The following is a 26812-nucleotide window of genomic DNA, read 5'->3' as shown; positions in this document are numbered from 1 at the left end:
AGGAATATTGCCCATGGAAGTTTCCCGTATCCGAGCGCTGCGCGGCCCCAATCTATGGAGCCGCAATACCGCGATCGAAGCCATCGTCACCTGCCACGACGCCGAATGTGCCATCGACGAGCACCTGCCCGAATTCGAAGCCAGGCTGCGCGCGCGTTTTCCCCAGATCGGCCGCCTGCGGCCCGACGGGCAACAAGAGGCCCTGTCGATCGCGCACGTGCTGCAGGCCGCCGCATTGGCGCTGCAGGCGCACGCCGGTTGCCCGGTGGCCTTCGGCCGTACGGCCGCCACCATCGAGCCCGGGGTGTTCCAGGTGGTGGTGGAATACAGTGAAGAGGCGGTCGGCCGGCTGGCCGTGACGCTGGCCGCGCAAGTGCTGGATGCTGCCTTGGCCGACACGCCCTTCGGCCTGGCCGACGCCCTGGCACGCCTGCGCGAACTCGACGAAGACCTGCGCCTGGGCCCGAGCACGGGTTCTATTGTCAATGCGGCCCTGGCCCGCAATATTCCGTTCCGCCGGCTGACTCACGGCAGCATGGTGCAATTCGGCTGGGGCAGCCGCCAGCGCCGTATCCAGGCGGCCGAGACCGACGCCACCAGCGCCATCGCCGAATCCATCGCGCAAGACAAGGACTTGACCAAGATGCTGCTGGATGCGGCCGGCGTACCGGTACCGCTGGGCAACTCGGTGTCGGACGCGCAGGCTGCCTGGGACACCGCCCGGGCGCTGGGCGGGCCGGTGGTGGTCAAGCCGCGCGACGGCAGCCAGGGACGCGGCGTGGCGGTCAACGTCGAGACGCGCGAGCAAGTGATGGCCGCCTACCAGGCCGCGGCCGAGATCAGCAGCGAAGTCATCGTCGAACGTTATATTCCCGGCCACGATTTCCGCCTGCTGGTGGTGGGCAGCAGCCTGGTGGCGGCGGCGCGCCGCGATCCGCCGCAAGTCGCGGGCGACGGGCTGCACACCATTCGCGAACTGGTCGAGCAAGTCAATGCCGACCCGCTGCGCGGCGATGGCCACGCCACCTCGCTGACCAAGATCCGTTTTGACGATATCGCCGTGGCAACCCTGAAAAAACAAGGCTACGACGCCGATTCGGTGCCTCCGGTGGGTGCCCTGGTGGCGCTGCGCCACAACGCCAACCTGAGCACCGGCGGATCGGCCACCGACGTCACCGACGAGGTGCACCCCGAGATGGCCGCGCGCGCCGTCACCGCGGCGCGCATGGTGGGCCTGGACATCTGCGGCGTGGACGTAGTGGCCGAGACCGTGCACCTGCCCCTGGAAGACCAGCACGGCGGCGTGGTGGAAGTCAATGCGGCGCCGGGGCTGCGCATGCACCTGAGCCCGTCGTTCGGCAAGGGCCGCGCCGTGGGCGAAGCCATTGTCTCCAGCATGTACGCCGACGGAGACGATGGCCGCATTCCGGTGGTGGCCGTCGCCGGCACCAACGGCAAGACCACGACGGTGCGGCTGGTCGCGCATCTGCTGGCCAGTGCCGGCAAGCGGGTCGGCATGACGAATTCCGACGGGGTCTACATCGGCGCGCAATGCATCGATACCGGCGATTGCAGCGGACCGCGCAGCGCCCGCCGCGTCCTGGCCCATCCCGGCGTGGACGCGGCCGTGTTCGAAACCGCGCGTGGCGGCGTCCTGCGCGAAGGCCTGGCTTTCGACCGCTGCGACGTGGCTATCGTCACCAACCTGGGCATGGGCGACCACCTGGGCCTGGGCTATATCAGCACGGTGGAAGACCTGGCCGTGGTCAAGCGCGTCATCGTGCAGTACGTGCACGCCGGCGGCACCGCGGTACTCAATGCCACCGACCCCATCGTGGCCGACATGGCATCGGCCTGCCCCGGCGCGGTGGCGTTCTTTTCCGGCGACCCCGCGCATCCGCTCATCGGTACGCATCGCGCACAGGGCCATCGCGTGGTCTATCGCGACGGCGAGGCTATCGTGGCCGTGCAAGGCGACACGGCAGTCAGTATCGCACTGGCCGATATCCCCCTGACACACGGCGGTGCCGTTGCCTTCCAGGTCGACAACGCCATGGCCGCCATCGCGGCGGCCTGGTCGCTGGGTATCGACTGGCCGACGATCCGCCAGGGGCTGGCCAGCTTCATCAACGATGCGCAAACCGTGCCCGGCCGCTTCAATATGTTCGACTACCGCGGCGCCACGGTCATTGCCGACTACGGCCATAATCCCGATGCCATCCTGGCACTGGTGCGGGCAGTCGAGGCCTTGCCCGCACAGCGGCGCAGCGTGGTGATCAGCGGGGCGGGCGACCGGCGCGACGAAGACCTGCGTCGCCAGACCGAGATCCTGGGCGATGCCTTCGACGATGTCCTGCTGTATGAAGATCAGTGCCAGCGCGGCCGTGCCGACGGCGAAGTGCTGGCCTTGTTGCGCCAGGGCCTGGCTAGCGCGCGACGTGCCTGCCATATCGAAGAAATCCGCGGCGAGTTCCTGGCCATCGATACGGCATTGGCGCGCCTGTCGCCCGGCGATCTGTGCCTGGTGCTGGTGGACCAGGTGGAAGAAGCATTGGCGCACTTGAAGCAGCGTATCGCCACGCCCTAGAGGCCGCACTGCCGCTCGCGGGCCGGGCTGCGCCACCGCCGCGCAGGATCCGTTACGCCTGCCCGTCAAAGCAACTCAAAACTTTACTGAATTGTAACTTCGCTTGCGGCCTCAACCAGGCCCCCGGCCCTCGCGAGGGCGCGGGCGGCCCGGCTTACATTTGCCTACAGCCGCGTTTGACACCCCTTCCGGGCCCTCGTACGGTAGTAACACGCTCATCAACCAGGAGGACCACCATGAACAACGACATCGTTGCAGGCAAGTGGAAGCAATTGACTGGTAAAGCGAAAGCCGCGTGGGGCGAACTCACCGACGACGAGTTGACCCGCACCGAAGGCAATGCAGAACGATTGGCCGGCCTGATCCAGGAACGCTACGGCAAGACCAAGGAAGAAGCGCAGAAGGAAGTGCGGGCATTCTTCGATGCCAACCACTGATCCCTTTTGACCCGAGGAGAACCCATATGCTGTATTACGCCGCTGTTTTCTTCGTTATTGCCATCATTGCCGCGGTGCTGGGTTTCGGCGGCATCGCCGCCGGTGCCGCCGGCATCGCCAAGATTCTTTTCTTCGTATTCCTGATCCTGGCGCTGCTGTCGATCCTGAGCGGTGCGTTCAGGAAGAAATAGCCGCAGGCGGCGGGCGCGATCCGGCGCCGCCGCTCAATCGGCCCGCAACACAAGGAGAATTTCATGAAAATGCGCAACCTGATCGTTGCCACCGCCGTGGGCGCCGGCGCCGTATTCGGTGCCGTGGCGCATGCCGCCGAGGGTGATGCGCCCAAGCAATCGATGGGCGAGTACGCTTCGGATGCCGTCATCACCACCAAGGTCAAGGCGGCCTTCGTGGCCGACGAGACGCTCAGCGCGCTGGACATTGCCGTCGAGACCACCGATGGCAACGTCACCCTGACGGGCACGGTGGGCACCGAAGCCGAAACCGAACAAGCCGCCCGTGTGGCCCGCGACGTGGAAGGCGTGAAACAGGTGCAGAACGACATCAAGGTCGATCCGGCCAAGGCCAAGCCGAACTGATCGCGGCTAGGGCCGGGGCTGCGGGATGCGCACCGTGCCGCGGCCCAGCTCGATCACATTGCCGCCTACCCGGATCGCGCCATCGGGCGCGACATCCAGGTACAGGCGGCAAGGCCGTGCGACCTGGTCGCCCTGCTGTACCAGAATCCGCGCGGGCAGCTCTTTGCCCTGCGCCACCAGCCAACCGCCCAGGTTGGCGCAGGCCGATCCGGTACCCGGATCTTCGGCCACCCCACCCCCTTCTTTCGTGAAGAAATAGCGCGCCCGCACTGCCTGACGGCCATCGGGCCCGGGCGCCGGGTCGAACGCAAATACGTAGGCCGTCTTGCGACCCAGGCTGCTGGGCTGCCACCGATGCAACTGGCTGCTGTCGGGCTGGGCGCGTTGCACGGCCTCTGGCGTTTTCAGCGGTACCAGCAGTTGATCGGCGCCGGTATCGACCCACATCGGCGCATCGAGCAAGTCATCGATCCGCAGCCCGAGCTGGCCGGCAATCTCGGCCGCGGACAAGGCGGGCGCCGCCGTCTTGGGCACGCCGGCGGTTGGCGCGGTGAATGTCCAGGTATCGCCACGCGCATGCACCGGCACGATGCCCGCGGCAAATTCCAGCGACAGGCTGTCGCCGCTGCCGGCCAGGTCGCGCACCACCTGCGCCGTACCCAGCGTGGGGTGGCCGGCAAAGCGCATTTCATAGCCCGGCGTGAAGATGCGCACTTGCGCGTCGGCCTGCTTGCTGGGCAGCACAAATGTGGTTTCCGACAAATTGAATTGCCGCGCAAGGTCGAGCATGGCCTGGTCTTCCAGCCCGCGCGCATCTTCGAAGACGCATAGCGGGTTGCCGCCAAACGTGGTTTGTGCAAAAACGTTGAGCAGGCGGAACGCGTAAGTGTGCATGGCGCGCGGTGGCAATCGGCAAAAACCGATGATAGCGTGCGCGCCGGCCCGGATGGCGCGCCGTTACCAGACCGCGAAGAACAGGATCCAGGCCGTGCAGAACGGCGCCAGGCCGCCCGCCATCAACAGCCACGCCGCAGCCTTGCGCGGCCAGGCAACCGCCCGCTGGGCCAGCAGGCGCCAGCCCAGCCGCAACGACCAGGCCACGGCCAGCGTCAACAAGGTAAAGCGCACCGGATCGGCCCAGCCGGTATTGACGCCCTCATGCCCCAGCAAGGTAACGGTGGTGGCCGACAGGCCCAGGAACACGCCGACGCCGGCCGCCGGGATCAGCGCCTGCGCCAGTTTGTGCAAGCCCGCCAGGCGCCCGCCAGGCAGGCTGGCCGGGGCGACACGGTCGGCCGCCCACAACGCGGCGAACGCGCCGCCGCCCACGATGACGGTGCTGCCCACCACGAACATCAAGATGCCGGCGCCGTCCAGCCACGAAAAGCTGTCGTTCATTTCCGGGTAGTGGGTCAGGATGAACCAGGGCGCGTTGTCCATCAGCGGCCACAGGATGTCGTGTTCCACCAGCCAGACGGCGGCCCATTGCTTGGCGGTCACGAACCAGGGGCTGGCGCTCCAGAGGAACGCGCCAATGGCGATGCCCATCAGCCCGAAACAGATCAGCGCGGTTTGCCAGCCGTCGCCGGTGGCCACGCGCACGATTTCTTCTTCGGGCGAACGCGGCGTCAGCGCAATGGCGCCGCGGTAGTCGTTGCAGCGGCCGCACATATGGCAGTCGCCCGCGCCCTTCATGTGGCGCAACGGTACCAGCGGCGCGCAATTGATCGGCTCGATGCGTATGACCGGGTGCCGCCAGGCATCTTCGTTGACCTTGAAATGCCAGGGCGCCAGCTTGGCCAGCAAGTTGAACACGCCGTTGACCGGGCACAGGTATTTGCACCACACGCGCTTGCTGCGACCATAGCGCCAGCCCACCACCATGGCGGCCATGGTCGAGCCGCCCAGCACCGCCAGCACGGCCAGCGGGTACTGGTACACGCTGACCAGCTGGCCATAGATGGTGGTAAGCGCAAATGCCACGAAAGGCCAGCCGCCCCAGCGCATCCACTTCGGGATGGAGCGGCCCTGCCCGCGTTCGCTGGCCCATTCGGTCAGCATGCCTTCGGGACAGAGCCAGCCGCACCACGCGCGGCCCAGCAACGGGATGGACACCAGCACGAACGGCCACCACACGCCCCAGAACGCGAACTGCGCCACGATGGTCAGGTTGTTGAACACCGTCGCGGCATTGTCGGGCAAGGGCAGCAGCGGGGGAACGATCAGCAGGAACGCGTATACGCCGACGATGCCCCATTGCAGCTTGCGCAGCAGCGGAGCATGGTCGCGCAGGAAATCGGCGAAGCGGGCGGCGGAACGCCCGAGTACGGCTGCCATGGATCAACCTTCAAATGCAATGGCCGGCAAGAGCGCCGGCCGGTCAGGCAACTGTGTCATTACGCGGGTACCGCCACGCGGTTGGGCGGCCTGCCCGCCCGCCGCAACAGTGCCCATACCACTACCCAGTACGCCAGCCACAACAGCACCGACATCAATGCGGGGTAAGCGCGATAGCCGGCAAAATCGGCCAACACCTTGCCCACGCCGCTGCTGTCGTCGAGCAGCCAGTAGCTGTCCCAGATGGGATCGACCAAGGTAGGCAGCACACCCAGCGATATCAAGCGGTCCAGGCCACCCATCAGCAAGGAACCGGCCAGCAGCAACAGCAGGATTTCGGTCAGGCGAAAAAAACGCCGCCAGGTGATCAGCTTGCCACCCAGTTGCAGCAGCCAGAAGGTCAGCAACGCGATGGCGAAACCGGCCACGCCGGCCAGCGCCAGCATGGCGGTATCGGCACCTTGGCCGGCGGACACGCTGCCATACAGGAACACCACGGTCTCGCTGCCTTCGCGCGCCACGGCGATCATGACCAGTACCAGCAAGCCCCACCAGCTGTCCTGGGCGAGCGAGGTGCTGGCACCGGATTCGAGCTCGTTTTTCAGGGTGCGGCCGTGCTTTTTCATCCAGATGACCATCTGCACCACCAGCGCGCATGCCACCAGCGACATGCCCGCCTGGAACCATTCCTGGCCCTCGTCGCTCAGCCACGACGACACGCCCAGCAGCACCAGCGCCAGCGCCACGGCCAGCGCCAGGCCGGCGGCCACGCCGCCCCACAGATAAGGCAGCCCGCGCCGCCCCTCGGGGCTGGCGCGCAGCCATGAATAGAGAATGCCCACGATCAGCAGGGCTTCGACACTTTCGCGCCAGACGATGAAAAGTACCTGTTCCATGAATACCGCCGGATCAGTCTTTGGGAACGACCACCAGCGTGCCGCGCACATCCTGGTGAAAATCGTCGAAGAAGGGATATTCGCCGGGCCGCGAGATGGTGATCACCACGAACGAGCGCACGCCCGGGCCCATGACCTTTTCTTTGCGTAAGGGAATGCTCTCGAACTCGACCGGCTCGTTGCTTTCGTTGACCAGTTCGATCTTGAAACGTCCGGCCGGCACTTCCAGGCGGGCCGGCTCGAACGTGCCGTCGGGTTTGAACGTGAGCTTGAAGGTGGGCAGTTCGGCGCGCGCCACACCGGGCAGCGCGACGACCAACCCGGCGCACAGCGACAGCGCGGCCAGCCAGGCGTGGCGGCGACGCACGATCAATACCCGCCCTTCTTGCCAGTGCCGGCGAAGACGAACTCGTATTCGATATCGAAGGGTTCGAACCACGGACCCACGCCGGTTTCCTTGTCGATGTGGCGGCCGAAGTGGCTCATTTTGTCGGCCGTGGGCGGCAGGATGGTGTACTTCAGCTTGTACTTGCCCGGACCTTCGAGCTTGACGTTGTCGCCATAGTGCGGGCCGTCGTTGGCGACCATGGGCATGAACGTGCCTTTCTGGACGTTCTGGCTGCCGGATTTCTGGATTTCGTACTTGACCACCAGGTACGGCACCCACTCGCCTTCGGGAAAGCCGGTCTTGTTGCCGGCAGTGGCGTGGATATCGGCCTCGAGGTGCACGTCGGAGTCTTTGGCGGGGCGCATCATGCCGGGCGGATCCATTTCGATCGGCTGCAGATACACTGCGCCGATCTCCATGCCGCCCTTTTCCACCGGCTCGCCGATGGGGTATTCGACGGCCAGGGCGCTACCCGACAGCGCCAGGCCGGCGGCCAGGGCCAAGACTTTTTTCAACATGTGCGGAGCCTCAAGATACGGAAAGAAGAAAACGGTTCCGTTAAACAAGAACCGTTTTCATTACTGTATCGTGAACGACCTGACAAGCTCCTGACATATCGCAAGCCGCACTAATTCCCGCGCAGGCCCACCCCTTGAAAAACCGGGCCTGCCAAACGCCTATTTGCGACCGCCTCCGCCCTGCGGGCCACCGCCAGGCGTGAACGGAAACGACGAGAACATGGCACGGGTCTGGTCCTGCATCTGGTCTTGCATCTGGACGAACAGGTTCTTGCTCTGGTCGATGTAGTTGTTCATCATGTTCTGCAGCATGGGTGTCTGCACATTCATGAACTGCGTCCAGGCCTCGGGGCCGAACTGGCTGCCGTACAGGCCCTTGGACTGCTCGGCCATGCGTTGCTGGATCTCCATGAAGGCCTGGATATTCTTTTCCAGGTACGACCCCATGATGCCCTGCATGGCATGGCCGTAGAAGCGGATGATCTGCGACAGCATGTTCGACGAGAACATGGGCATGCCGCCGCTTTCCTCTTCAAGAATGATCTGCAGCAGGATGCTGCGGGTCAGGTCGTCGCCGCTCTTGGCGTCGACCACCTGGAACTCTTCGGTGGCAAGCACCAATTGCTTGACGTCGGCCAAGGTGATGTAAGTGCTGGTCTGCGTGTCGTACAGACGGCGATTGGGGTACTTTTTGATCAGGCGCAGGCTGGCGCCGGTTTGTGCTTGCGTCATGGTTGTCCCCGAGATCGTGAGATCTCTTTAACTTTGAAGTATTCCCAGTGTAAGCCGGAAAGACAGCCTGGCGTCTTTCCGGCCGATTCATGATCAGCCCATGTGCAGGCCGCCGTTGAGAGAAAAATCGGCGCCCGTGGCAAAGCCGGATTCGTCGGAGGAAAGCCACGACGTGATCGACGCGATTTCTTCAGGCGTGCCCAGGCGGCGCACCGGGATCGTGGCGACGATCTTCTCGAGCATGTCGGGCCGGATGGCGCGCACCATGTCGGTACCGATATAGCCGGGCGACACGGTGTTCACGGTGACGCCCTTGCTGGCCACTTCCTGCGCCAGCGCCATGGTGAAGCCATGGATGCCGGCCTTGGCGGTGGAATAGTTGGTCTGCCCGAACTGGCCTTTCTGGCCGTTCACCGAGCTGATGTTGACGATGCGGCCCCACTGGCGCGCGACCATGCCGTCAATGACTTGCTTGGTCACGTTGAACAGGCTGTTCAGGTTGGTGTCGATGACGGCGCGCCAGTCATCGGCCGACATCTTGCGAAACAGGCCATCGCGGGTGATGCCGGCATTGTTGATCAGTACATCGACCGGCCCCAGTTCGCTGGTGACGCGCTCGAAGGCGGCTACCGTGGAATCCCAGTCGGAGACATTGCCCACCGACGCATAGAAGGTATAGCCCTGGGCCGCCTGCTCATCGATCCATTGCTGGTAGTTGCGGCTGGGACCGCAGCCAGCCACTACGCGAAAGCCGTCTTTGGCAAGCCGACGGCAGATTGCCGTGCCGATGCCGCCCATGCCGCCCGTGACGTATGCGAGTTTCCCGCTCATGTGTCTTCCTCCTGCGCGCTGGGCGCCTAACTAAATAACTACATACTGTCCATCGGGTTCGGCCCACGCGGGCCGTTCAAGTTGCCCGAACTTTCACATAGCTGCCCGGTGCCGGCTCCAGCGGACGATGGCGGGTATTGCCCGGGCGCGCGGGCGCCTTGCGCCTGGCGCCGGCATGCCCCGCCAGCCAGCCCGACCAGTCGGGCCACCAACTGCCGGCATGCTCGGTGGCCTGCGCCAGCCAGGCACCCGGATCGCCCGGCAATGCCGGATTGTCGCTGGCCCAATAGCTGCGCTTGCCGGAGGCAGGTGGATTGATGACGCCTGCAATATGCCCGGATGCCCCCAGCACGAAACGCTGCGGTCCGCGCAGTAATTGCGTGGATGCGTAAGCCGAGGTCCAGGGCACGATGTGGTCGTCGCGCGAGCCGTACAGGTAGGCAGGCATATCCAGGCGCGTCAGGTCCAGCGCCGTGCCCGAGGCCTGCGCGCGCCCTGGCACCTTGAGATTGTTTTCGAGATACGTGTTGCGGAAATACCAGGTGAAGAACGGCCCGGGCAGGTTGGTGCTGTCGCCGTTCCAGTACAGCAGATCGAAGGCCGGCGGCGTCTGGCCTTTCAGGTAGTTGCCCACCACGTAGTTCCAGACCAGTTCGTTGGGCCGCAGGAAGGAGAACGTGGTGGCCAGGTCGCGGGCGGCCATCAGGCCGCCCTGCCCCAGTTGGCGATCGCGCATCAGGGCATGGGTTTCGTCGACGAACACCTGCAAGATGCCTGTATCGTGAAAATCGAGCAAAGCAGTCAGCAGGGTAAGCGCGGCCACCGGACGCTGGCCGCGCGCCTGCGCCAGCGCCAAGGCCGAGGCCAGCATCGTGCCGCCCACGCAGAAACCCAGGGCGTTGACCTGCGGCTGGCCGGCAATGTCGCTGGCCACCTGCAGCGCCTTGAGCACGCCATCGTCCAGGTATTGCGACCAGGTGGCGGCGTCGACGCCATCGTTGTCGGCAGCAAGCGGATTGCGCCACGACACCATGAATACCGTGTGGCCCTGCTCGACCGCATAGCGCACGAGCGAGTTCGCCGGCTGCAGGTCCAGAATGTAGAACTTGTTGATATTGGGCGGCACGATGACCAGCGGGCTCTCGTGCACGGTATCGGTTTGTGCGGCGTACTGGATCAACTGGAACAGCGGGTTCTGGAACACCACTTGGCCAGGCGTGGTCGCGACATTGCGGCCGATTTCGAATTGGCTTTCGTCGGTATGGCTGATGCGGCCCTTGCGCAAGTCGTTGACCAGATTGGCCAGGCCGTCGCTGAGCGCGCGGCCGGCCGTGTCGATGACGGACTGCTGCGCATCGGGATTGAGCGCCAGGAAATTCGACGGCGACAGCGCATCGACCCATTGCATGATGGAAAACCGCAGCCGGTTGCGCAGCGCTTCGCTCACTTGCGCGGCATCGACCATGCGCGACAGCGCGCGCGCCGACAGCAAGTAGGCATGCGCCAGCAAGGTGTGCTGGGCGCTGGCGGCCCAGGCCGGACCGCGGAAGCGGCGATCGGCGGGCGGTGCCAGCACGCCGCGCCGGGCTTCGTCGTAGATGCGCAGCCAATCGCGCGAGAACTCGGCCTGGATGTCTGCCAGGGCGTCCGGCGCCACGCTAACCGGAACGGGCCATGCAGAAGAAAGAGGGGCGTTCACTTCGACACCATATTATGGTCGGGTACGGGGCGAAGACTGCCAGCCAGAACCCGGCGTTAAGACTGCGCGACAGCCCGATGGTGCATGGCGACATAGGGGCTGTCAATGCGGGTATACAAGGATACCCCGACAGGCGCGGCGAGAGGCTGGCAGGCCGATGCGGCGGCGCGGCGTAGCAGCCCTATTCGCGCCACGCCAGCAGCGCCATGCGGCCGGTGACGCCGTCGCGGCGATACGAGAAAAAGCGTCCGGGGTCCGACACGGTGCACAAGCCACTGGCCTGCGGGTCTTCGACGCCGGCACGCCGCAGGCGCAGCAATGCCAGCGCCGGCAGGTCGGCCAGCCATTTGCCCGGCACCCCGGGGCGCGGCATGAAATGCGCCAAGGCATCGGGGCCGTCGGGCTCGAAGGCCGCGCGCACGTCGGCCCCCACTTCGAATGCACCCGGTCCGATTCCTGGCCCGACCCAGGCGCGCCAGCCAAGTGCGCCAGGAGCCTTGGCGCGCAGGCTGTCCAGGGTGCGCTCGAGCACTCCGCCGGCCAGGCCGCGCCAACCCGCATGCGCCGCACCGACCACGGTGCCGTCCAGGTCGGTAATGAGCACCGGCAGGCAATCGGCCGCCATGATGGCCAGTACGCGCCCGCGGGCTGCGGTCACGCTGGCATCGGCGGCCAGTTCTTCGTCTGCCGATGCACGATCGGCATCGACCACATCGCTGCCATGCACCTGGCGCAGCCACAGGGGATCGGACGGCACCGCCGCCCGCACGCGCCGGCGGTTTTCCAGCACGGTGCCGGGCTCGTCGCCGGCCCGCAGGCCGAGATTGAGCGTGTCATGCGGCGCCACACCGGCGCCGCCGCCGCGCGTGGTGCAGAAATAGCGTATTCCTGGCCATTGCGGGCCGGTAACGACGGGCAAACCGTGAATCAGCCGGTCCATTGCAGGGCTTCCTGTACTTGGCGCATGTCGTCGGGCGGCATTGCGCGGAAAGCGGCCGGCCCGCGGCCGCCCGGATCATCGAAATGCAAAGCCCGCGCATGCAGCATCTGGCGCGCGGCACCGGCCGTTGGCCGGCCGCCGTACAGCGTGTCGGCCAACAAGGGATGGCCCAGGCTGGCCAAGTGCACGCGGATCTGGTGCGTGCGGCCGGTTTCCAGGCGGCAGACCACTTCGGTCACCGGTTCACCCGCTGGCGCCTGCCCGCGGCGCGCGGGCGTGTAATGGGTGATCGCGGGCTTGGGCGCGATGGGGCGGTCGACGCTCATGCGCACCGGCACGCGGGCGTCGCGGCCGATGGGGCGATCGACCTTGCCCGCGGCCCGCAGCCAGCCATGCGCCAGGGCAATGTATTCGCGGCCCATGCTGCGCGCCTGCAATTGCCGCACCAGATGGGTCTGGGCCAGTTCATTGCGGGCCACGACCATCAGGCCCGAGGTGTCTTTGTCGAGCCGGTGCACAATGCCCGCCCGGGCTACCCGGGCCAATTCGGGATAACGGTGCAACAGGCCGTTAAGCAAGGTACCATGCCAGTTGCCGGCTCCGGGATGGGTGACCAGCCCGGCTGGCTTGTCGACCACGATCCAGTCGGGGCTTTCGTCCACCACGGCAAAATCCACGGGTTCGGGCGCGAATGCCAGGCTTTCGGGGGCGGGCTGTTCCCAGACCGCCAGCACGTCGCCCGGGCCGACCACCTGGCGCACCTTGGCCGGCGCCCCATTGACCTGCACCCAGCCGGCCTCGATCCAGCCCTGCAAACGACTGCGGGAATGCCCGTCGAGCAGGGTGGCCAGGACTTTATCCAGGCGGTCGGCGCGCGTGTCCGCGGGTATCGTGATGAACTGGGGTTCGTCATCCGCCGCGAGGCCGGCGCTGGCGGCGGCAGGGGCGTCTGTATGGGACATGAAGACAGATCATATAATTCAGCGTGCCATCCTAACACCAAGGAAACCAATCTCGTGATTTTCCGCATCGCCGCCCTCTCGAACCGCCCTGCTCGTCGCGGATGGCCCCTGCGCGCGGCCATCGCGCTATCTGTTGCCCTGTTTGTCGCGGGTTGCAGTGGGACTGACACAAAATATGACAAGACCGCCGGCTGGAGCGCAGAACAACTGTACGCCGACGCCAAGGCCGAGGCCGACGCGGGCGCCTGGACCGAAGCACGCGAACGCCTGACGGCCATCGAAAGCCGCTATCCGTTCGGCGTTTATGCCCAGCAGGCCCTGATCGACCTGGCCTATGTCAACTGGAAAGACGGCGAAAACGAACAGGCGCTGGCCGCCATCGACCGTTTCCAGCAGATGTATCCCAACCACCCCGGCACGGACTACATGCTGTACCTGAAGGGGTTGATCAACTTCACGCCGGCCAGCGCCTTCATGAGCAACCTGACCGGCCAGGACCCGGCCGAGCGCGACCCCAAGGGCCTGCGCGCGTCCTACGACGCGTTCAACGAACTGATCAAGCGCTACCCGTCCAGCAAGTACACGCCCGACGCCGAAAAGCGCGTCACCTGGCTGGTGAACGCGATTGCCATGAACGAAGTCTACGTGGCGCGCTACTACTACGAACGCGGCGCCTATGTTGCCGCGGCCAACCGCGCCCAGACCGTCATCACCGACTTCGAGGGTGCGCCCGCATCCGAAGAAGCCCTGGTCATCATGGTGGCCTCGTACGACAAGCTTGGGCTTACCGACTTGAAAGACGACGCCCAGCGCGTGCTGAAGACCAACTACCCCAACGGCACCGTCAACGAGCAAACCCTGCTTACCGACAAAAGCTGGTGGAACCCGTTCTCGTGGAAGTAGACGCGCGCGCCATCGGCTAGCATGCGTGCCGCCTTCGGGCGGCACGTTGCATTTCAGACAACTCGCCGTGCGTAGAACGCCAGGACTTCGTTCAGGTCGCGGGTGCGTGAAAACGGCGGTAGCCCGCGCCACAGCCGCTTGCCATAGGGCTTTTCAACCAGCCTTGCGTCGCCCACCATCAGCACGCCCCAATCGCGCTCGGTACGGATCAGGCGGCCCGCGCCCTGCTTGAGCGAAATGGCGGCCTCGGGCAATTGGTATTCGGCAAACGGATTGCCGCCCCGCACGCGGCAGGCGCGCAAGCGCGCCTCGATGACAGGATCATCAGGAGGAGCGAAAGGCAGTTTGTCGATGGCCACCAGGGTCAGCACGTCGCCGGGCAGGTCGATGCCTTCCCAGAAACTGGCGCTGCCCACCAGCACAGGATGTTCAAGCTTGCAGAAGCGTTCGAGCAGGTCGCGCCGCGTTGCGTCGCCCTGCTTGAGCAGCGGCCATTCGTGGCCCTGGTCTTCGAAGGTGTCGGCCAGCAGCGCGGCCACGCGATCGACGGCCCGCAAAGTGGTGCACAACACCAGCGTGCCGCCCGGGCTGGCCTCGAGCAGCGGCATCAGGGTCTGCACGAAACGTTCGACAAAACGCGGCGATTGCGGCTCGGGCATGTCGCGCGGCACGAACAGCAGGCCCTGCGTGGTGTAGTCGAACGGCGACTCCCAGCGCCCCGTACGCGCATCGTCCAGCCCCAGTTGGCTGGTGTAATGCTTGAAGTCTCCGTGCACGGACAAGGTGGCCGAGGTCAGTATCCAGGCCTGGCCCGGCTTGCGGAACCGCGAGAATGCCTGCGCCACCGACAGCGGGGCCGAATGCAGGCGCACATGATGCTGGCCGTGCTCGACCCAGCGCACCGCGGGCCCGGTGTAATCGGTGGCGGCCGCGATGCCTTGCAGCACGGCCTGGGGCAGCGCCGGGCCGTCATCGCCGGCCTGCGCCAGGGCGTGGGTATCGCGCCCCCAGCCTTCGTCGGCTTGTGCACCGGCGCCGCCATCGCGCCCGGGCAGTGCCCAGCGGGCCAGCCGCAGCGAGATCTCGGCGCCTCCGCGCGCGGCGGCCGACAGGTCGGGGTGTTTTTCGGCCACGGCCCCGAGGGCCCGCGTGGCCGCATCGATGGCCTGGCGCAGTGCCGCCAGCGCGGCATCGAATTGCGCGGCTTCGGGCATGGCTTCGAAAGTTGCCTTGCGGCCCGGCACTTGGTCCAGCGGCGCACAGGCCAGCCGCAGTTCACGCGCGGCAGTCTCGACCAGCCGGCTGACGTCGCTCCATTTGGCCGCCTCGCGGGCGTAGGCCAGGCCGGCGGCCTCGAGGGCCCGGCCGAAGTCCAGCAATTGGTGCGTGGACACGCTGCTGCCCAGGAAGCGCGTGGCCGTGTCGGGCAATTGGTGGGCCTCATCGAAGATCACCGTATCGGCCTCGGGCAGCAGGTCGGTGACGCCCTCTTCGCGCAGCACCAGGTCAGCCATGAAGAGCGCGTGGTTCACTACCACTACGTCGGCCTCCTGGGCCTGCCGGCGCGCTTTCACCACGAAGCAGTCGCGGATGCGCGGGCAGTCTTGCCCCAGGCAGTTTTCGCGGGTGGACGTGACCCGTTGCCAGATATCGGCGTCTTCGGGAACCTTGCCCAGGTCGGCGCGGTCGCCGGTCTTGGAAATACCGGCAAATACCTGGATCTGGCGCAATTGCGATATTTCGGTGCGCGACTTCAGCGCACGTTCATCGCCTTGCAGGCGGTCGAGGTGGTAGTGGCACACGTAGTTGGCGCGCCCCTTGAGCAAGGCGGCAGTAACCGGGGCCGCCAGGGCCGCACGCACGCGCGGCAGGTCGCGCGTGAAGAGCTGGTCTTGCAGGGTGCGCGTGCCGGTCGAGATGACCACTTTGCCGCCTGCCGCGAACGCCGGCACCAGGTACGCCCAGGTCTTGCCGATGCCGGTGCCCGCCTCGGCCACCAGCGTGGCGCGATCGGTGATGGCGCGGCCGATGGCCTGCGCCAGTTCGACCTGGGCCGGCCGCGGCGTATAGCCCGGCAGCGCCGTGGCCAAGGGGCCGTCGGCGGCGAAAAACTCGGAGATATCCAGGTCCAGCATCGGGGGGGCAGGCGGTGAATTGGCCCAAATGATACCCCGCCCGCCGGACCTATCGTGCCTAAAATGGCGCAGCGCCGCGCGGGCCGGTGCCGCCTTGTGGCAAAATCCGCCCCTTGTTTTCCCTTTGCCGCCGTATCGAGATGCCTGACACTTCTGCCACCACGAGCACTGCGCCCAGCGTCGACCAAGCCCGTATCCTTGCCCAGCTCGCCACCGAACTGGCCAGCCGCCCGTCGCAAATCGCCGCGGCCATCGAATTGCTCGATGACGGCGCCACGGTGCCTTTCATTGCGCGCTATCGCAAAGAAGCCACCGGTGGGCTCGACGACACCGTGCTGCGCAACCTGGAAGTCCGCCTGGGCTACCTGCGCGAGCTCGAGGACCGGCGCGGCGCGATCCTGGAATCGATCACTCAGCAGGGCAAGCTGACGCCTGAACTGCAACAGGAAATTGCCACGGCCGATACCAAGCAGCGGCTGGAAGACCTGTACGCGCCATACAAGCCCAAGCGCCGCACCCGCGCCCAGATTGCCCGCGAAGCCGGGCTTGAGCCCCTGGCCGACGCCATCCTGGCCGACACCGCCTGCGACCCGGCCGCACTGGCCGCGCAATACCTGAACCCGGAAGCGGCGATCAACGACGCCAAGACCGCGCTCGACGGCGCGCGCGACATCCTGGCCGAGCGCTATGCCGAAAATGCCGACCTGCTGGCCGACATGCGCGAGCATCTGTGGTCCACCGGCCTGGTCTATTCCAAGGTGGCCGAAGGCAAGGAAGCCGAAGGCGCCAATTTCCGCGACTGGTTCGACTTCAACGAGCCGCTGCGCACCCTGCCCTCGCACCGCATCCTGGCGCTGCTGCGCGGCCGCCAGCAAGGCGTGCTCGAGCTGCGTGTAGGGCTCGAGGCGGAACTTGAAACCCAGACCCCGCACCCCTGCGTGGCGCGCATTGCCGGTTTCCTCAAGCTGGGCCGCGCGCTCTTCGAACTGGACGCACCGCCGCGCGCGCGCTGGCTGGGCGAAGTGTGCCGCTGGACCTGGCGCGTGAAGCTGCTGACGGCCTTCGAAAGCGAACTGTTCGGCCGCCTGCGCGAAAGCGGCGAGACCGAAGCCATTCGCGTGTTTGCCGCCAACCTGAAAGACTTGCTGCTGGCGGCTCCAGCCGGCCCGAAGACCGTGCTGGGCCTGGATCCCGGCATCCGCACCGGCTGCAAGGTGGCCATCATCGACCGTACCGGCAAGGTGGTGGATACGGCCACGGTCTATCCTTTTGAACCGCGCCGCGACCGCGAAGGCACCATTGCCACGCTGGCCGCGCTGGCCGCGCGCCATCGGGTCGAACTGATCGCCATCGGCAACGGCACCGCCTCGCGCGAAAGCGAGAAACTGGTGGGCGACATGATGAGCCAGTTCCCCGACCTGAAGCTCACCCGCGTCGTGGTGTCCGAAGCCGGAGCATCGGTGTATTCGGCATCCGAGAGCGCCGCGCAAGAATTCCCCGACCTCGACGTCACGCTGCGCGGTGCCGTATCGATTGCCCGGCGCCTGCAGGATCCGCTGGCCGAACTGGTCAAGATCGATCCCAAGGCCATCGGCGTGGGGCAGTACCAGCACGATGTCAACCAGCGCGAACTGGCACGCTCGCTCGATGCCGTGGTCGAAGACTGCGTCAACGCCGTAGGGGTGGACGTCAACACGGCCTCGGCCGCCCTGCTTGCACGCGTGTCGGGCCTGAATTCGCTGCTGGCCAAGAACATCGTCTCGTGGCGCGACGAAAACGGCGCCTTCCCCACCCGCGAACTGCTGCGCAAGGTGCCGCGTTTCGGTGAAAAGGCCTTCGAGCAGGCGGCCGGCTTCCTGCGCATCCCCAATGGCGCGAATCCGCTCGACGCCTCGGCGGTGCACCCCGAAGCCTACCCGGTGGTCGAGCGCATCGTCGCCAAGATCAAGGCCGACGTCCAGCAGATCATCGGCCAGCGCGAAGCCCTGAAAGGCGTGTCGCCGGCCGATTTCACCGACGAGCGCTTCGGCCTGCCCACGGTGCGCGACATCTTTGCCGAACTGGAAAAACCCGGCCGCGACCCGCGCCCCGAGTTCAAGACAGCGCAGTTCAAAGAAGGCGTGGAAACGCTCAATGACCTGTATCCCGGCATGGTGCTCGAGGGCGTGGTAACCAACGTGGCCAACTTCGGTGCCTTCGTCGATATCGGCGTGCACCAGGATGGCCTGGTGCATATCTCGGCATTGGCCGAGAAATTCGTCAAAGACCCGCGCGACGTCGTGCGCGTGGGGCAGACGGTTACCGTGAAAGTGCTGGAAGTCGATGCGGCGCGCAAGCGCGTGGCGCTGACCATGCGCCTGAACGACACGGCGCAGCCGGTGCGACGCAGCAGCGGCAGCAACGGAGATGCGCCGCGCGGCGCGGCACGGCCGGCAGGCCGCCGTCCACCGCAGGCCGATGCAGGCCGGGCCGAGCCACGTAATAGCGCAATGGCCGACGCCTTCGCCAAACTCAAGCGCTGACGCGGCCCGGGCGTCATTTGCCCGGCCCTGGCAGGCCGGGCACATCACTTGCGCAGCATTGGTCTCCCGGCCGTTGCCCGTCTTGCGGGCACGGCCGCAATAGGGCCAGACTCGCGGAGGACGCAAGTGACTATCCTGAATCGCATCGCTACGCTGGCGCTGGGCGCCACGGCCATGTACTACTTCGATCCGCAGATGGGACGCCGACGCCGCGCCCAGCTGTGCGACACCCTCAATGCCCTGCGCAACGACACGGCCGACTGCCTGCTGTCCGAAGGCAAGCAGGCCGCCGACCATGTGCGAGGCTGGACAGCCAGCGCGCGCAGCGCAATGGACCTGGACGAGCCGCCGGCCAGCGACAGCCAGTTGGCCGAGCGCATACGCGCCCAGCTGGGCCGCCTGGTCAGCCATCCTGGCGCCATCACGGTCGACGTCGTTGCCGGCGATGTTTCGCTGACCGGCCATATTCTTGCCGCCGAGCACAGCGCCCTGATACCCGCAGTGGCCGCCATGGCGGGCGTGCGGCGCGTGGACGATCGCCTGGAAGTGCACGACAGCGCCGGCAATACGCCGGAACTGCAGGGCGGCACCGGCCCCTGAAAGCGCCACCAGGGCAGTGATCCTTGTAGAGGCCCGTAAGAATTGCCTGGCGCGGTAGAACTTTCCGTCCAAGCCTGGCGAGCGCTGCGGGTTGGTCCTAAGCGGCCAGCGGCAGCGCGGGCGCCTGGATACCCAATTGTTCGTCCAGCCAGGTCCAGCCGCGCGGCGTTACCTTGATTGCCCGTGACCGGGCATCCCTGCGCAGCCATTGCTGTTCGCACATGGCGGCCAGCAAGGCCACGCCCAGCGGGCCCGCCAGGTGATGGCGACGCTCGGTACAGTCCAGGCACTGGCGGGCCAACCCGCGCCGCGTAGGCGCCAGGCCATCCACATCGACCCCAATGCCCGAAAACCAGGCCGCGCCGCCTGGCGTCACATCGAACTGCTTGTCGGGCGCCGCCAGCAGGTAGTCGCGGTCTTGCAGGGCTTGCGTCACCGCCACGCCCAGTTGGCCGGCCAGGTGGTCGTAGCAGCGGCGGCAAAAGCGGAACTCACGCGCCTGCGGGCTAAGCGCCGGACGGCGCGATGCCTGCGTCTCGGGCTGGATCACCGACAAGCCTTCCAGCATGCTGGCGACATGCGCGCCGGCCAGGCGGTAATAGCGATGGCGCCCTTCGGTTTCTACCTGCAACAGGCCGCCTGCCAGCATCTTGGCCAAGTGGGCGCTGGCCGTCTGCGCCGTCACGCCTGCCGTGCGCGCCAGCTCGCCGGCCGGCAACGCGCGCCCGTCGAGCAGCGCCGCCAGCATCGCGGCGCGCGCGTGATCGGCCAACAAGAAGGCGGTGGCGGCAAAACCGGGCTGGTAAGTCATGCATGGCTCCTGTCCTGTCATGGCAGGCACTGTATCGCCATGTTAGCTTTGTACGTTTCGATGGCGGACGAAGTATCACGCGCGGCGAATGCGGGTTAATCCCTAAGTGGCGTCCATTGAAAAGACATGCGGGCCACCACAAATTAAGCGAAAATATCCGTTTGTATCAAAACAATAAGAACGGATTTCCCTGCATCAGGGCATCCGCTTGTGGATGAAAACCGTGGTTCTGGCGATGGGCGCACCCGTCGGTCACGTCATGCTGTTTCCCCCGACTGCGCCCCCCTGCCGGAGATAATTTCGCTATGCGAAGCACCACCCTTGCGCTCGCCGCCAACGCGTCGCAAACCCTGAATGACCAAAACGTCAGTCCCACCGCGACCTATGGCGAAGTCACATTGGGCCAGTACGCGCACCTGGTCCTGGATGCCGTGCACGTGTCGTTCAAGCTGATCACCCTGGAACGCCTGGGCTCGCGCATCATCGAGCTGGTCAACGGTGCCGGCCTGCATGTGGGCGCGCTGGGTTTTGCCAGCATGGGCGCCAGCATCGTCTACCGCATCGGCCCGCAGTGCTCGATGGTGTTCGACGCCAGCCAGTGGGACCCGGAAGTGGTGGCAAACACGACCTTCGAGTTTGCCAGCCAGGGCAGCGGCACCTTGAAGTATTTCCCGTTCATCAACCCCGAATGGCTGGACTGCCCCACCGTCACGGGCTACACCGAAGGCGATACGCTGGAAATCGCCGGCCAGGGAAATATCCCGCGCTTCCAGGTACACGACGGCCGCATCGTGGCGGCGGGCGGGCGCTAGCCTGAGCCGGCCCTGGCTCAGTTCGCCAGCGCTGCCAGGGCCTGGCGAGCCCGGGACAGCAGCGCATCGCGCTGGGCTTCATCGTCAGCCTGGGGGCCTTGCGCCACCGTGTCGCCGTCGAGCACGGCCGCATAAGCCAGGCCCTCGGGCCGCAAGACGTCTTGGGCGTTTCCGGATTGCAGGCGCTGCAACAGCGCGCCGGCCTCTTTGGGATTGGCGAAGCCGCGCGAACGCAGCAGTTCCTGGCCGTCGGCCGCCAGCAGGCGGAACCGGAAGGTGCCATCGTCGTCGCGGAAGCTGACAAAGCGCGCGGCCTTGCCGGCTTTCTTCGGCGCCGCCTTGCCTGCCGCCGGCGCGGCCGCGCGCAGCCCCACAGCCTGGCGCAATTCTTCCATCAGCGGAACGGCCAGCTTGCGCGCCTTTTGCGCGCCCGCCTGCAGTATGTCTTCGATGCGCTCGGGATGCGCCATCAGTTCCTGGTAGCGCCCGCGCATCGGCGCCAGGTCATCTTCCAGGCGATCGCACAGCGCCTGCTTGGCCTCGCCCCACCCCAGGCCGCTTTCGAGCTGCGCACGAAATGCCGCCGATTCTGCAGGCGTCGCGAAGGCGCGGTAGATGGTGTACAGGTGCGACGATTCGGCGTCTTTGGGTTCGCCCGGCTGGCGCGAATCGGTCACGATGCGCATCACCGCGGCCCGCAGCGCGGCGGCGCCGCCTTCGAACAGCGGGATGGTGTTGTTGTAGCTCTTGGACATCTTGCGGCCATCCAGGCCCGGCAAGGTGGCCACTTCTTCTTCGATGACCACTTCGGGCAGCACGAAATATTCGCGCCCGTACAAGTGGTTGAAGCGCTGGGCGATGTCGCGGGCCATTTCCAGGTGCTGGATCTGGTCGCGGCCCACCGGCACCTTGTGCGCGTTGAACATCAGGATGTCGGCCGCCATCAGGATCGGGTACGAGAACAAGCCCATGTTGATGCCGTCGTCGGGGTCGACGCCCTTGGCCGTATTCTGGTCCACCGACGCCTTGTAGGCGTGCGCGCGGTTCATCAGGCCCTTGGCGGTCACGCAGGTCAGCAGCCAGCAAAGCTCGGGGATCTCGGGGATGTCGGATTGGCGGTAGAACGTGACGCGTTCGGGGTCCAGCCCGCCCGCCAGCCAGGTGGCGGCGATCTCGAGCCGCGACCGGGCCACGCGGGCCGGGTCGTCGCACTTGATCAGTGCATGGTAATCGGCCATGAAATAGAACGCGTCGATGCCGGGCTGCGTGCTGGCCGTAATGGCGGGACGGATGGCCCCGGCGTAGTTGCCGAGATGGGGGGTTCCGGACGTGGTGATGCCGGTAAGGACGCGAGTACTCATGGACGGGACGGCGGGCATTTGCGGAGAAGTCCGCAGTGTAGCGCGTCGTTGCGCGCCGGGCCGGGCGGCGCGCAACGGGCTAGAACCCGTACAGGCGGGCGGGATTGTCGACCAGCACGCGCGTGCGCACGGCCTGGGGCAGCCAGGCCGCGATGCCTTGGACCAACCGGCCGCTGCCCACCTGCCGATAAGCGCTGACCTCGGTGGCGGCCTTGCCCGGCTCGCGGCTGGTGTGCGGCCAATCGCTGGCCCACAGGATGCGGTCGGGATTACCGGCAATGAAGGCCGCCGCCAGCGCGGCTACCGCCTCGGGCGCCGCCGCGAGCGGGTCGATGCGATACGGGGCCGACAGCTTCACGTACGCGGCCCCCTGCGCCACCAGGCTCAGCACGGCCTGTACCCGCCGGTCTTGCGGTGCCGTGCCGGCCGGGATCATGGCGAAATGATCCAGCACCACGGGCACCGGCAGGCTGGCCAGCGACGGCGCGGCCGCCGCGATGGCGTCCAGCGAGGCATAGACCTGCAGGTGCCAGCCGAACGGCGCCAGCCGCCGGGCCCATGACGCCAGTTCGTCGCGGATCGACTGGGCATCGCTGCGGCCCGTGCTTTCCAGGTTGATGCGCACCCCCCTGATGCCCTGGGCGTGCAGGCCGTGCAGGCCGTGCAGCACCGGCGATGGCGCCGCCGCGTCCAGCACGGCCACGCCGCGCCCCGCGCCATCCAGCGCGCGCAGCCCGTCGAGCAGGCACTGGTTGTCGGTTCCATAGATGCTGGGCTGCACGATCACCGCGCGTTCCAGGCCCAGGCCGGCCATGTGGCGCCGCAAGTCTTGCGGCGTGGCCGGGCCTGGCGTGTAGGGGCGGCCGGCCGCCATCGGATAACGGGCCGGGTCGCCAATGACATGCACGTGGCAGTCGCAGGCTCCGGCAGGCAAGGCGGGCAGCGACATCGTCAAGCAGCCTGCAGGTGCGCCAGCACGGCCTGGCCAGCGGCGCGCGTGCCCAGATTGCCGCCCACGTCGCGCGTGCATTGGCCCGACGCGATGGCGGCGGCAACGGCCTGCTCGATGGCGGCGCCAGCGTCCAGGAATTTGCTTGCGCCCTTGCGCTGGCCGTACCAGCTCAGCAGCATCGCGGCCGACAGCAATTGCGAAGCCGGGTTGGCGATGTCCTGGCCCGCGATATCCGGCGCCGAACCGTGCGCGGCCTGCCCCATGGCATGGTCGCGCCCGGCATTGAGCGAACCGCCCAGGCCCAGGCTGCCCGACAGTTCGGCCGTCAGGTCCGACAGAATATCGCCGAACATATTGGTGGTGACGATCACGTCGTAGCGATCGGGAGCGCGCACCACGTGCGCCATCATGGCGTCGACGATGACGTCGTCGATGCGGACATCGGGAAATTCTTTGCCCACCTGGTGGCACATGTCGATGAACATGCCATCGCCGATCTTCAGCACGTTGGCCTTGTGCACGATGGTGACGTGCTTCTTGCGCGTCATGGCCAGCTCGAAGGCCGAGCGGGCGATGCGCTCGCAACACTGGCGGGTAATGCGGCGCAGCGAGACGACCACGTCGGGGGTGATCAGCATTTCGCTGCCGCCGGATTCGATATTGCGGTCGGCGTAGAAACCTTCGGTGTTCTCGCGCACCACCACCAGGTCGAATTCGCCCAGGCGCGGCGGCATGCCGCGATACGTGCGGGCCGGGCGGATGTTGGCGTACAGGTCGAGGTTCTTGCGAAAGTACTTGGACGGATTGATTTCGCCCTTGGCCTCGTCCTTGAAGTCGTAGGTGGCCATCGGGCCCAGCATCAGGCCATCGGCGGCACGCACTTTTTCCAGCACGGCCGGCGTGACAGTGGCGCCATGCTGCTTCAGGCTATCGTGGCCGGCAAGATCGTGATCGAGCTGCAAGCCCAGGCCAAAGCGCTGCGACACGGCCTGCAATGCGTCGACCGCCACGGCCATGGTTTCGGGGCCGATGCCGTCACCCGGCAGAACAACTATCTTCATGGACATACCTCGAGAGTCAAAGACATTAACCTTCTGCGCGCACGCCGGTGGCCTGGACCAGGCGGCGATACTTGTCCGCTTCGCTGCGCACGAACGCGGCAAACTCGTCGGGCGTATTTTGACGCACTACCGTGCCGTCGGCTTCGAAGCGGGCGCGGATGCCGGGATCGGCCAGTACCGCGTTGATTTCCTGGTTCAGCCGCTGCACGATGGCGGCAGGCGTGCCGGCCGGCACAAAATAACCGCCCCACAGGCTGAATTGGAAGCCGGGCGCCACCTGCTCGGCCACTGCCGGCACCTTGGGCAAGGCGGCCACGCGCTGCGGCGTCGACACAGCCAGGGCCTTGAGCTTGCCCGCCGACACATGCGGCATGGCGGCCGAGGCACTGGAAAAGAAGAAATCCACATGCCCGCCCAACAGGTCGGTCATGGCCTGGCCCGCGCCTTTATACGGCACATGCACCATGCGCGCCTGAGTCGCCAGCGCCAGCGCGGCGGCGGCCAGGTGGCCCGGCGTGGCAGTGCCGGACGAAGCATAGGTGATGCTGTCAGGCTTGGCCCGCGCGGCTTCGACCAGGGCGACCAGGTCGGCATGCGGGGATGCGGCGGGCACCACCAGCACCAGCGGAGAATCGCCCACCAGCGCCACGGCCGTGAAATCGTGCTGCGGGTCGTAGCCCAGGTCGCGCATCACGAAGGGGTTGACGGCCATCTCGCCAGTCTGGCCCAGCAACAGGTGGTAGCCGTCAGCCTCGGCGCGCGCCACTTGGCGGGTGCCCACCGTGCCCGAGGCGCCGGGCCGGTTCTCGACCACCACGGTCTGCTTGAATGCCGCGCCCAGCCGTTCGCCCAGCAGCCGCGCGAACACATCGCCCTGCCCGCCCGGCGCATACGGCACGATGACGGTCAGCGCGCGCGAGGGGTAGGCATCTTGCGCCGCCGCGGGCCTGCCCAGCGCGGCCAGCAGCGCAGCGGCGCCGGCACCTGCCAGGATGCGGCGGCGCGCCGGCAGCATCGGAAAGGAAGAAGGGAACATGATCTGTCTCCAGGACAAAGGCATCAATCCAGCCGGATGCCCGACTGCTGCACGACGCCGCGCCACAATGCCAGTTCGGCCGACAAGGCGCGGCCGAAATCCTCGGGCTTGCCCGCATACAAGTCGGCGCCCTCATTGGTCAGCCGCTGGCGCACCAGGTCGGCGGCGGCGGCTTCGTTGACGGCCTTGTTCAACTGCTGCACCACCGGCGCCGGCGTGCCCGCGGGCGCCAGGATGCCCCACCAGGTCGAGATGTCGAAATCCGGCACGCCGGCCTCGGCCATGGTGGGCGTATCGGGAAACAGCGGCGAGCGCTGCTGGCTGGTGACTGCCAGCAACTGCACGCGGCCTTCTTTCACCTGGCCCAGCATCGTCGGCACCGTTGCGAAGAACACCTGCACGCGCCCCGCCAGCAGGTCCACCGTGGCCGGGCCGCTGCCTTTGTAGGGCACATGCGTCATCTGCACATGGGCCTTCTGCTTGAACAACTCGCCCGACAGGTGATTGATGCTGCCGGTGCCGGCCGAACAGAAATTGATCTCATCGGGCCGCTGGGCGACCAGCGCGCGCAGCTCGGCCACCGATTTCACGCCCAGGTCCTGGTTGGTGACGACAAGCAGCGGGCCGCGGCCGATCAGGGCCACGGGCGCGAACGACTTCTCGACATCGTAGGTACTGGTTGCCTGCGCGGCCGCATTGGTCACGAAGGTCGACGTGGCGAACAGCAGCGTGTAGCCATCGGGCGCGGCGTGCGCCACTAGGTTTGCACCGATCGAGCCGCCGCCTCCGCCGTGGTTCTCTACCACCACCGGCTGGCCCAGCCGATCGCTCAGCGTGCGTGCCATGTCGCGCGCGATGCTGTCGGTGCCGCCGCCGGCCGCAAACGGCACGACCAGCTTGATGGGCTTGTCCGGAAAGGCCTGCGCGCAGGCCAGGGCCGGCAGCATGCACGCCGCCGCCAGCGCGCACCGGCCGATGCTTGTCAAGTAACGCATGATGGGTTGTCTCCTGGGGAAAATAGATGAAAGACTCAGCGCTGGCGCAGTATCTTCAAGCGTTCCAGCAAGGCCTGGTGAATATGATGGCGGGCGGCCTCGGCAGCCTGCCCGGGATCGCGGCTGCGAATGGCGGCCACGATCCCGCTGTGTTCTTGCAGGGCTGCCTTGGCACGCGCCTTGGAACTGAGCGTGCTGCGACCCAGCAGATACGTGGTGTCGGTCAGCGAGCGCAGCAGGCGGATCAGGTGCCGGTTGTGGGCCGCGCTGTAGATGGCGTCGTGAAAGCGCAGGTTCAACGCCACGGGGTCGCTGTCGCCTTCTTGCAGGATGGCCTGCATGTTGGCGACCTCGGCATCGGTGGCGTGCCGCGCCGCCAATGCGGCGGCGGCTGATTCCAGCACTTCGCGCATTGCGTACAGCTCGCCCACTTCCTGCTGGTCCATGATGGTCACGACCAGGCCACGGCCAGGCTCCTGGCGCAGCAAGCCTTCATCCTGGATGCGCTTCAGGGCTTCGCGTACGGGTGTGCGGCCCAGTTCCAGCAGGGTTGCCACCTCGATTTCGCGCAGGCGTGCGCCAGGCGCGAATTCGCCGGAAAAAATCCGGCGCTTGATTTCGTTATAGGCGGCAAATGCTTGTGAACTTTGCTGTGGGATGGGCATGGCTGCGGGATTGTGTATTTATATATATTTTTGCAT

At 66.4% G+C, this 26812-nt stretch carries 26 protein-coding genes; 8 read left to right on the top strand and 18 right to left on the bottom strand.

The window, feature by feature from the left end; translation table 11 throughout:
• Positions 1 to 13: 13 nt before the first annotated feature.
• From cphA to KW845_RS03915, 4 genes are all read left to right on the top strand, one after another.
• Complete coding sequence (gene cphA / locus KW845_RS03930) at positions 14 to 2587, top strand: cyanophycin synthetase (RefSeq protein ID WP_218367851.1); 2574 nt, start codon at positions 14 to 16, stop codon at positions 2585 to 2587.
• Positions 2588 to 2823: 236 nt separating this feature from the next.
• Positions 2824 to 3024, top strand: coding sequence for a CsbD family protein (locus KW845_RS03925; protein WP_218367850.1), 201 nt, complete (start codon positions 2824 to 2826; stop codon positions 3022 to 3024).
• Positions 3025 to 3050: 26 nt separating this feature from the next.
• Positions 3051 to 3215 carry a DUF1328 family protein gene (locus KW845_RS03920; RefSeq protein ID WP_207404343.1) on the top strand — a complete coding sequence of 55 codons (165 nt, stop codon included), beginning with the start codon at positions 3051 to 3053 and terminating at the stop codon, positions 3213 to 3215.
• Between the two features lie 63 nt (positions 3216 to 3278).
• Complete coding sequence (locus tag KW845_RS03915) at positions 3279 to 3620, top strand: BON domain-containing protein (protein WP_218367849.1); 342 nt, start codon at positions 3279 to 3281, stop codon at positions 3618 to 3620.
• Between the two features lie 6 nt (positions 3621 to 3626).
• On the opposite strand, the gene KW845_RS03910 is transcribed toward KW845_RS03915, so the two are convergent.
• From KW845_RS03910 to KW845_RS03865, 10 genes are all read right to left on the bottom strand, one after another.
• Positions 3627 to 4514, bottom strand: a complete 888-nt coding sequence (locus KW845_RS03910) for a PhzF family phenazine biosynthesis protein (RefSeq protein ID WP_218367848.1) — start codon at positions 4512 to 4514, stop codon at positions 3627 to 3629.
• A gap of 63 nt (positions 4515 to 4577) precedes the next feature.
• A complete protein-coding gene (locus KW845_RS03905) occupies positions 4578 to 5957 on the bottom strand; it encodes a 4Fe-4S binding protein (protein WP_218367847.1) in 1380 nt (459 codons plus the stop codon).
• A gap of 59 nt (positions 5958 to 6016) precedes the next feature.
• The gene (locus tag KW845_RS03900; RefSeq protein WP_218367846.1) at positions 6017 to 6853 is read right to left on the bottom strand and encodes an FTR1 family protein; all 837 of its coding nucleotides are present in this window, start codon (positions 6851 to 6853) and stop codon (positions 6017 to 6019) included.
• A 13-nt stretch (positions 6854 to 6866) separates the two neighbouring features.
• On the bottom strand, positions 6867 to 7199 hold the full coding sequence (locus KW845_RS03895; RefSeq protein ID WP_218368614.1) for a cupredoxin domain-containing protein: 333 nt from the start codon (positions 7197 to 7199) through the stop codon (positions 6867 to 6869).
• Positions 7200 to 7222: 23 nt separating this feature from the next.
• Positions 7223 to 7759: an iron transporter gene (locus KW845_RS03890; RefSeq protein ID WP_218367845.1), complete on the bottom strand. Its 537-nt coding sequence runs from the start codon at positions 7757 to 7759 to the stop codon at positions 7223 to 7225.
• Between the two features lie 159 nt (positions 7760 to 7918).
• The gene (phaR, locus tag KW845_RS03885; protein ID WP_218367844.1) at positions 7919 to 8491 is read right to left on the bottom strand and encodes a polyhydroxyalkanoate synthesis repressor PhaR; all 573 of its coding nucleotides are present in this window, start codon (positions 8489 to 8491) and stop codon (positions 7919 to 7921) included.
• A 93-nt stretch (positions 8492 to 8584) separates the two neighbouring features.
• Positions 8585 to 9322 (bottom strand): acetoacetyl-CoA reductase, encoded by a 738-nt coding sequence (phbB, locus tag KW845_RS03880; RefSeq protein WP_218367843.1) that lies wholly within the window; start codon positions 9320 to 9322, stop codon positions 8585 to 8587.
• Positions 9323 to 9398: 76 nt separating this feature from the next.
• Complete coding sequence (gene phaC, locus KW845_RS03875) at positions 9399 to 11021, bottom strand: class I poly(R)-hydroxyalkanoic acid synthase (protein WP_218367842.1); 1623 nt, start codon at positions 11019 to 11021, stop codon at positions 9399 to 9401.
• A 181-nt stretch (positions 11022 to 11202) separates the two neighbouring features.
• Entirely contained in the window at positions 11203 to 11961 is a 759-nt protein-coding gene (gene pgeF, locus KW845_RS03870) for a peptidoglycan editing factor PgeF (protein ID WP_218367841.1), read from the bottom strand.
• Complete coding sequence (locus KW845_RS03865; protein WP_218367840.1) at positions 11949 to 12923, bottom strand: RluA family pseudouridine synthase; 975 nt, start codon at positions 12921 to 12923, stop codon at positions 11949 to 11951. Before KW845_RS03865 ends, pgeF begins: the two co-directional genes overlap by 13 nt.
• Positions 12924 to 13031: 108 nt before the next feature.
• On the opposite strand from KW845_RS03865, the gene KW845_RS03860 reads away from it, so the two are divergent.
• Positions 13032 to 13826: an outer membrane protein assembly factor BamD gene (locus KW845_RS03860; protein ID WP_218368613.1), complete on the top strand. Its 795-nt coding sequence runs from the start codon at positions 13032 to 13034 to the stop codon at positions 13824 to 13826.
• 53 nt (positions 13827 to 13879) lie between these two features.
• Here KW845_RS03860 and KW845_RS03855 read toward each other — a convergent pair whose 3' ends face one another.
• Positions 13880 to 15961: an ATP-dependent DNA helicase gene (locus KW845_RS03855; protein ID WP_218367839.1), complete on the bottom strand. Its 2082-nt coding sequence runs from the start codon at positions 15959 to 15961 to the stop codon at positions 13880 to 13882.
• A 140-nt stretch (positions 15962 to 16101) separates the two neighbouring features.
• Between KW845_RS03855 and tex the strand changes: the two genes are divergently transcribed.
• Positions 16102 to 18483: an RNA-binding transcriptional accessory protein Tex gene (gene tex / locus KW845_RS03850; RefSeq protein ID WP_218367838.1), complete on the top strand. Its 2382-nt coding sequence runs from the start codon at positions 16102 to 16104 to the stop codon at positions 18481 to 18483.
• Positions 18484 to 18609: 126 nt separating this feature from the next.
• Positions 18610 to 19083 (top strand): BON domain-containing protein, encoded by a 474-nt coding sequence (locus KW845_RS03845; protein WP_370628171.1) that lies wholly within the window; start codon positions 18610 to 18612, stop codon positions 19081 to 19083.
• A gap of 97 nt (positions 19084 to 19180) precedes the next feature.
• Here the strand turns inward: KW845_RS03845 and KW845_RS03840 are convergent, their stop codons facing one another.
• Positions 19181 to 19894, bottom strand: coding sequence for a helix-turn-helix transcriptional regulator (locus KW845_RS03840; RefSeq protein ID WP_218367837.1), 714 nt, complete (start codon positions 19892 to 19894; stop codon positions 19181 to 19183).
• A 305-nt stretch (positions 19895 to 20199) separates the two neighbouring features.
• Between KW845_RS03840 and KW845_RS03835 the strand changes: the two genes are divergently transcribed.
• Positions 20200 to 20706 carry a hypothetical protein gene (locus KW845_RS03835; RefSeq protein ID WP_218367836.1) on the top strand — a complete coding sequence of 169 codons (507 nt, stop codon included), beginning with the start codon at positions 20200 to 20202 and terminating at the stop codon, positions 20704 to 20706.
• A gap of 17 nt (positions 20707 to 20723) precedes the next feature.
• Here KW845_RS03835 and KW845_RS03830 read toward each other — a convergent pair whose 3' ends face one another.
• The 6 genes from KW845_RS03830 to KW845_RS03805 all read right to left on the bottom strand — a co-directional run bounded on the left by KW845_RS03830 (position 20724) and on the right by KW845_RS03805 (position 26776).
• A complete protein-coding gene (locus KW845_RS03830) occupies positions 20724 to 22067 on the bottom strand; it encodes a tryptophan--tRNA ligase (protein WP_218367835.1) in 1344 nt (447 codons plus the stop codon).
• A 79-nt stretch (positions 22068 to 22146) separates the two neighbouring features.
• Positions 22147 to 23016 (bottom strand): amidohydrolase, encoded by an 870-nt coding sequence (locus KW845_RS03825; protein WP_255592363.1) that lies wholly within the window; start codon positions 23014 to 23016, stop codon positions 22147 to 22149.
• 2 nt (positions 23017 to 23018) lie between these two features.
• Positions 23019 to 24080: an isocitrate/isopropylmalate dehydrogenase family protein gene (locus KW845_RS03820; protein ID WP_218367834.1), complete on the bottom strand. Its 1062-nt coding sequence runs from the start codon at positions 24078 to 24080 to the stop codon at positions 23019 to 23021.
• Positions 24081 to 24105: 25 nt separating this feature from the next.
• A complete protein-coding gene (locus KW845_RS03815; RefSeq protein ID WP_218367833.1) occupies positions 24106 to 25116 on the bottom strand; it encodes a tripartite tricarboxylate transporter substrate binding protein in 1011 nt (336 codons plus the stop codon).
• Positions 25117 to 25139: 23 nt separating this feature from the next.
• Positions 25140 to 26111: a tripartite tricarboxylate transporter substrate binding protein gene (locus KW845_RS03810; RefSeq protein ID WP_370628170.1), complete on the bottom strand. Its 972-nt coding sequence runs from the start codon at positions 26109 to 26111 to the stop codon at positions 25140 to 25142.
• 35 nt (positions 26112 to 26146) lie between these two features.
• The gene (locus KW845_RS03805) at positions 26147 to 26776 is read right to left on the bottom strand and encodes a GntR family transcriptional regulator (RefSeq protein WP_218367832.1); all 630 of its coding nucleotides are present in this window, start codon (positions 26774 to 26776) and stop codon (positions 26147 to 26149) included.
• Positions 26777 to 26812 lie beyond the last annotated feature (36 nt).

It is taken from the genome of Bordetella sp. BOR01, assembly GCF_019218885.1.
Taxonomy (GTDB): Bacteria; Pseudomonadota; Gammaproteobacteria; order Burkholderiales; family Burkholderiaceae_B; genus Bordetella_A.
The sequence above is the reverse complement of the archived record's forward strand: the minus strand, read 5'-3'. Positions and strand labels throughout refer to the sequence as shown.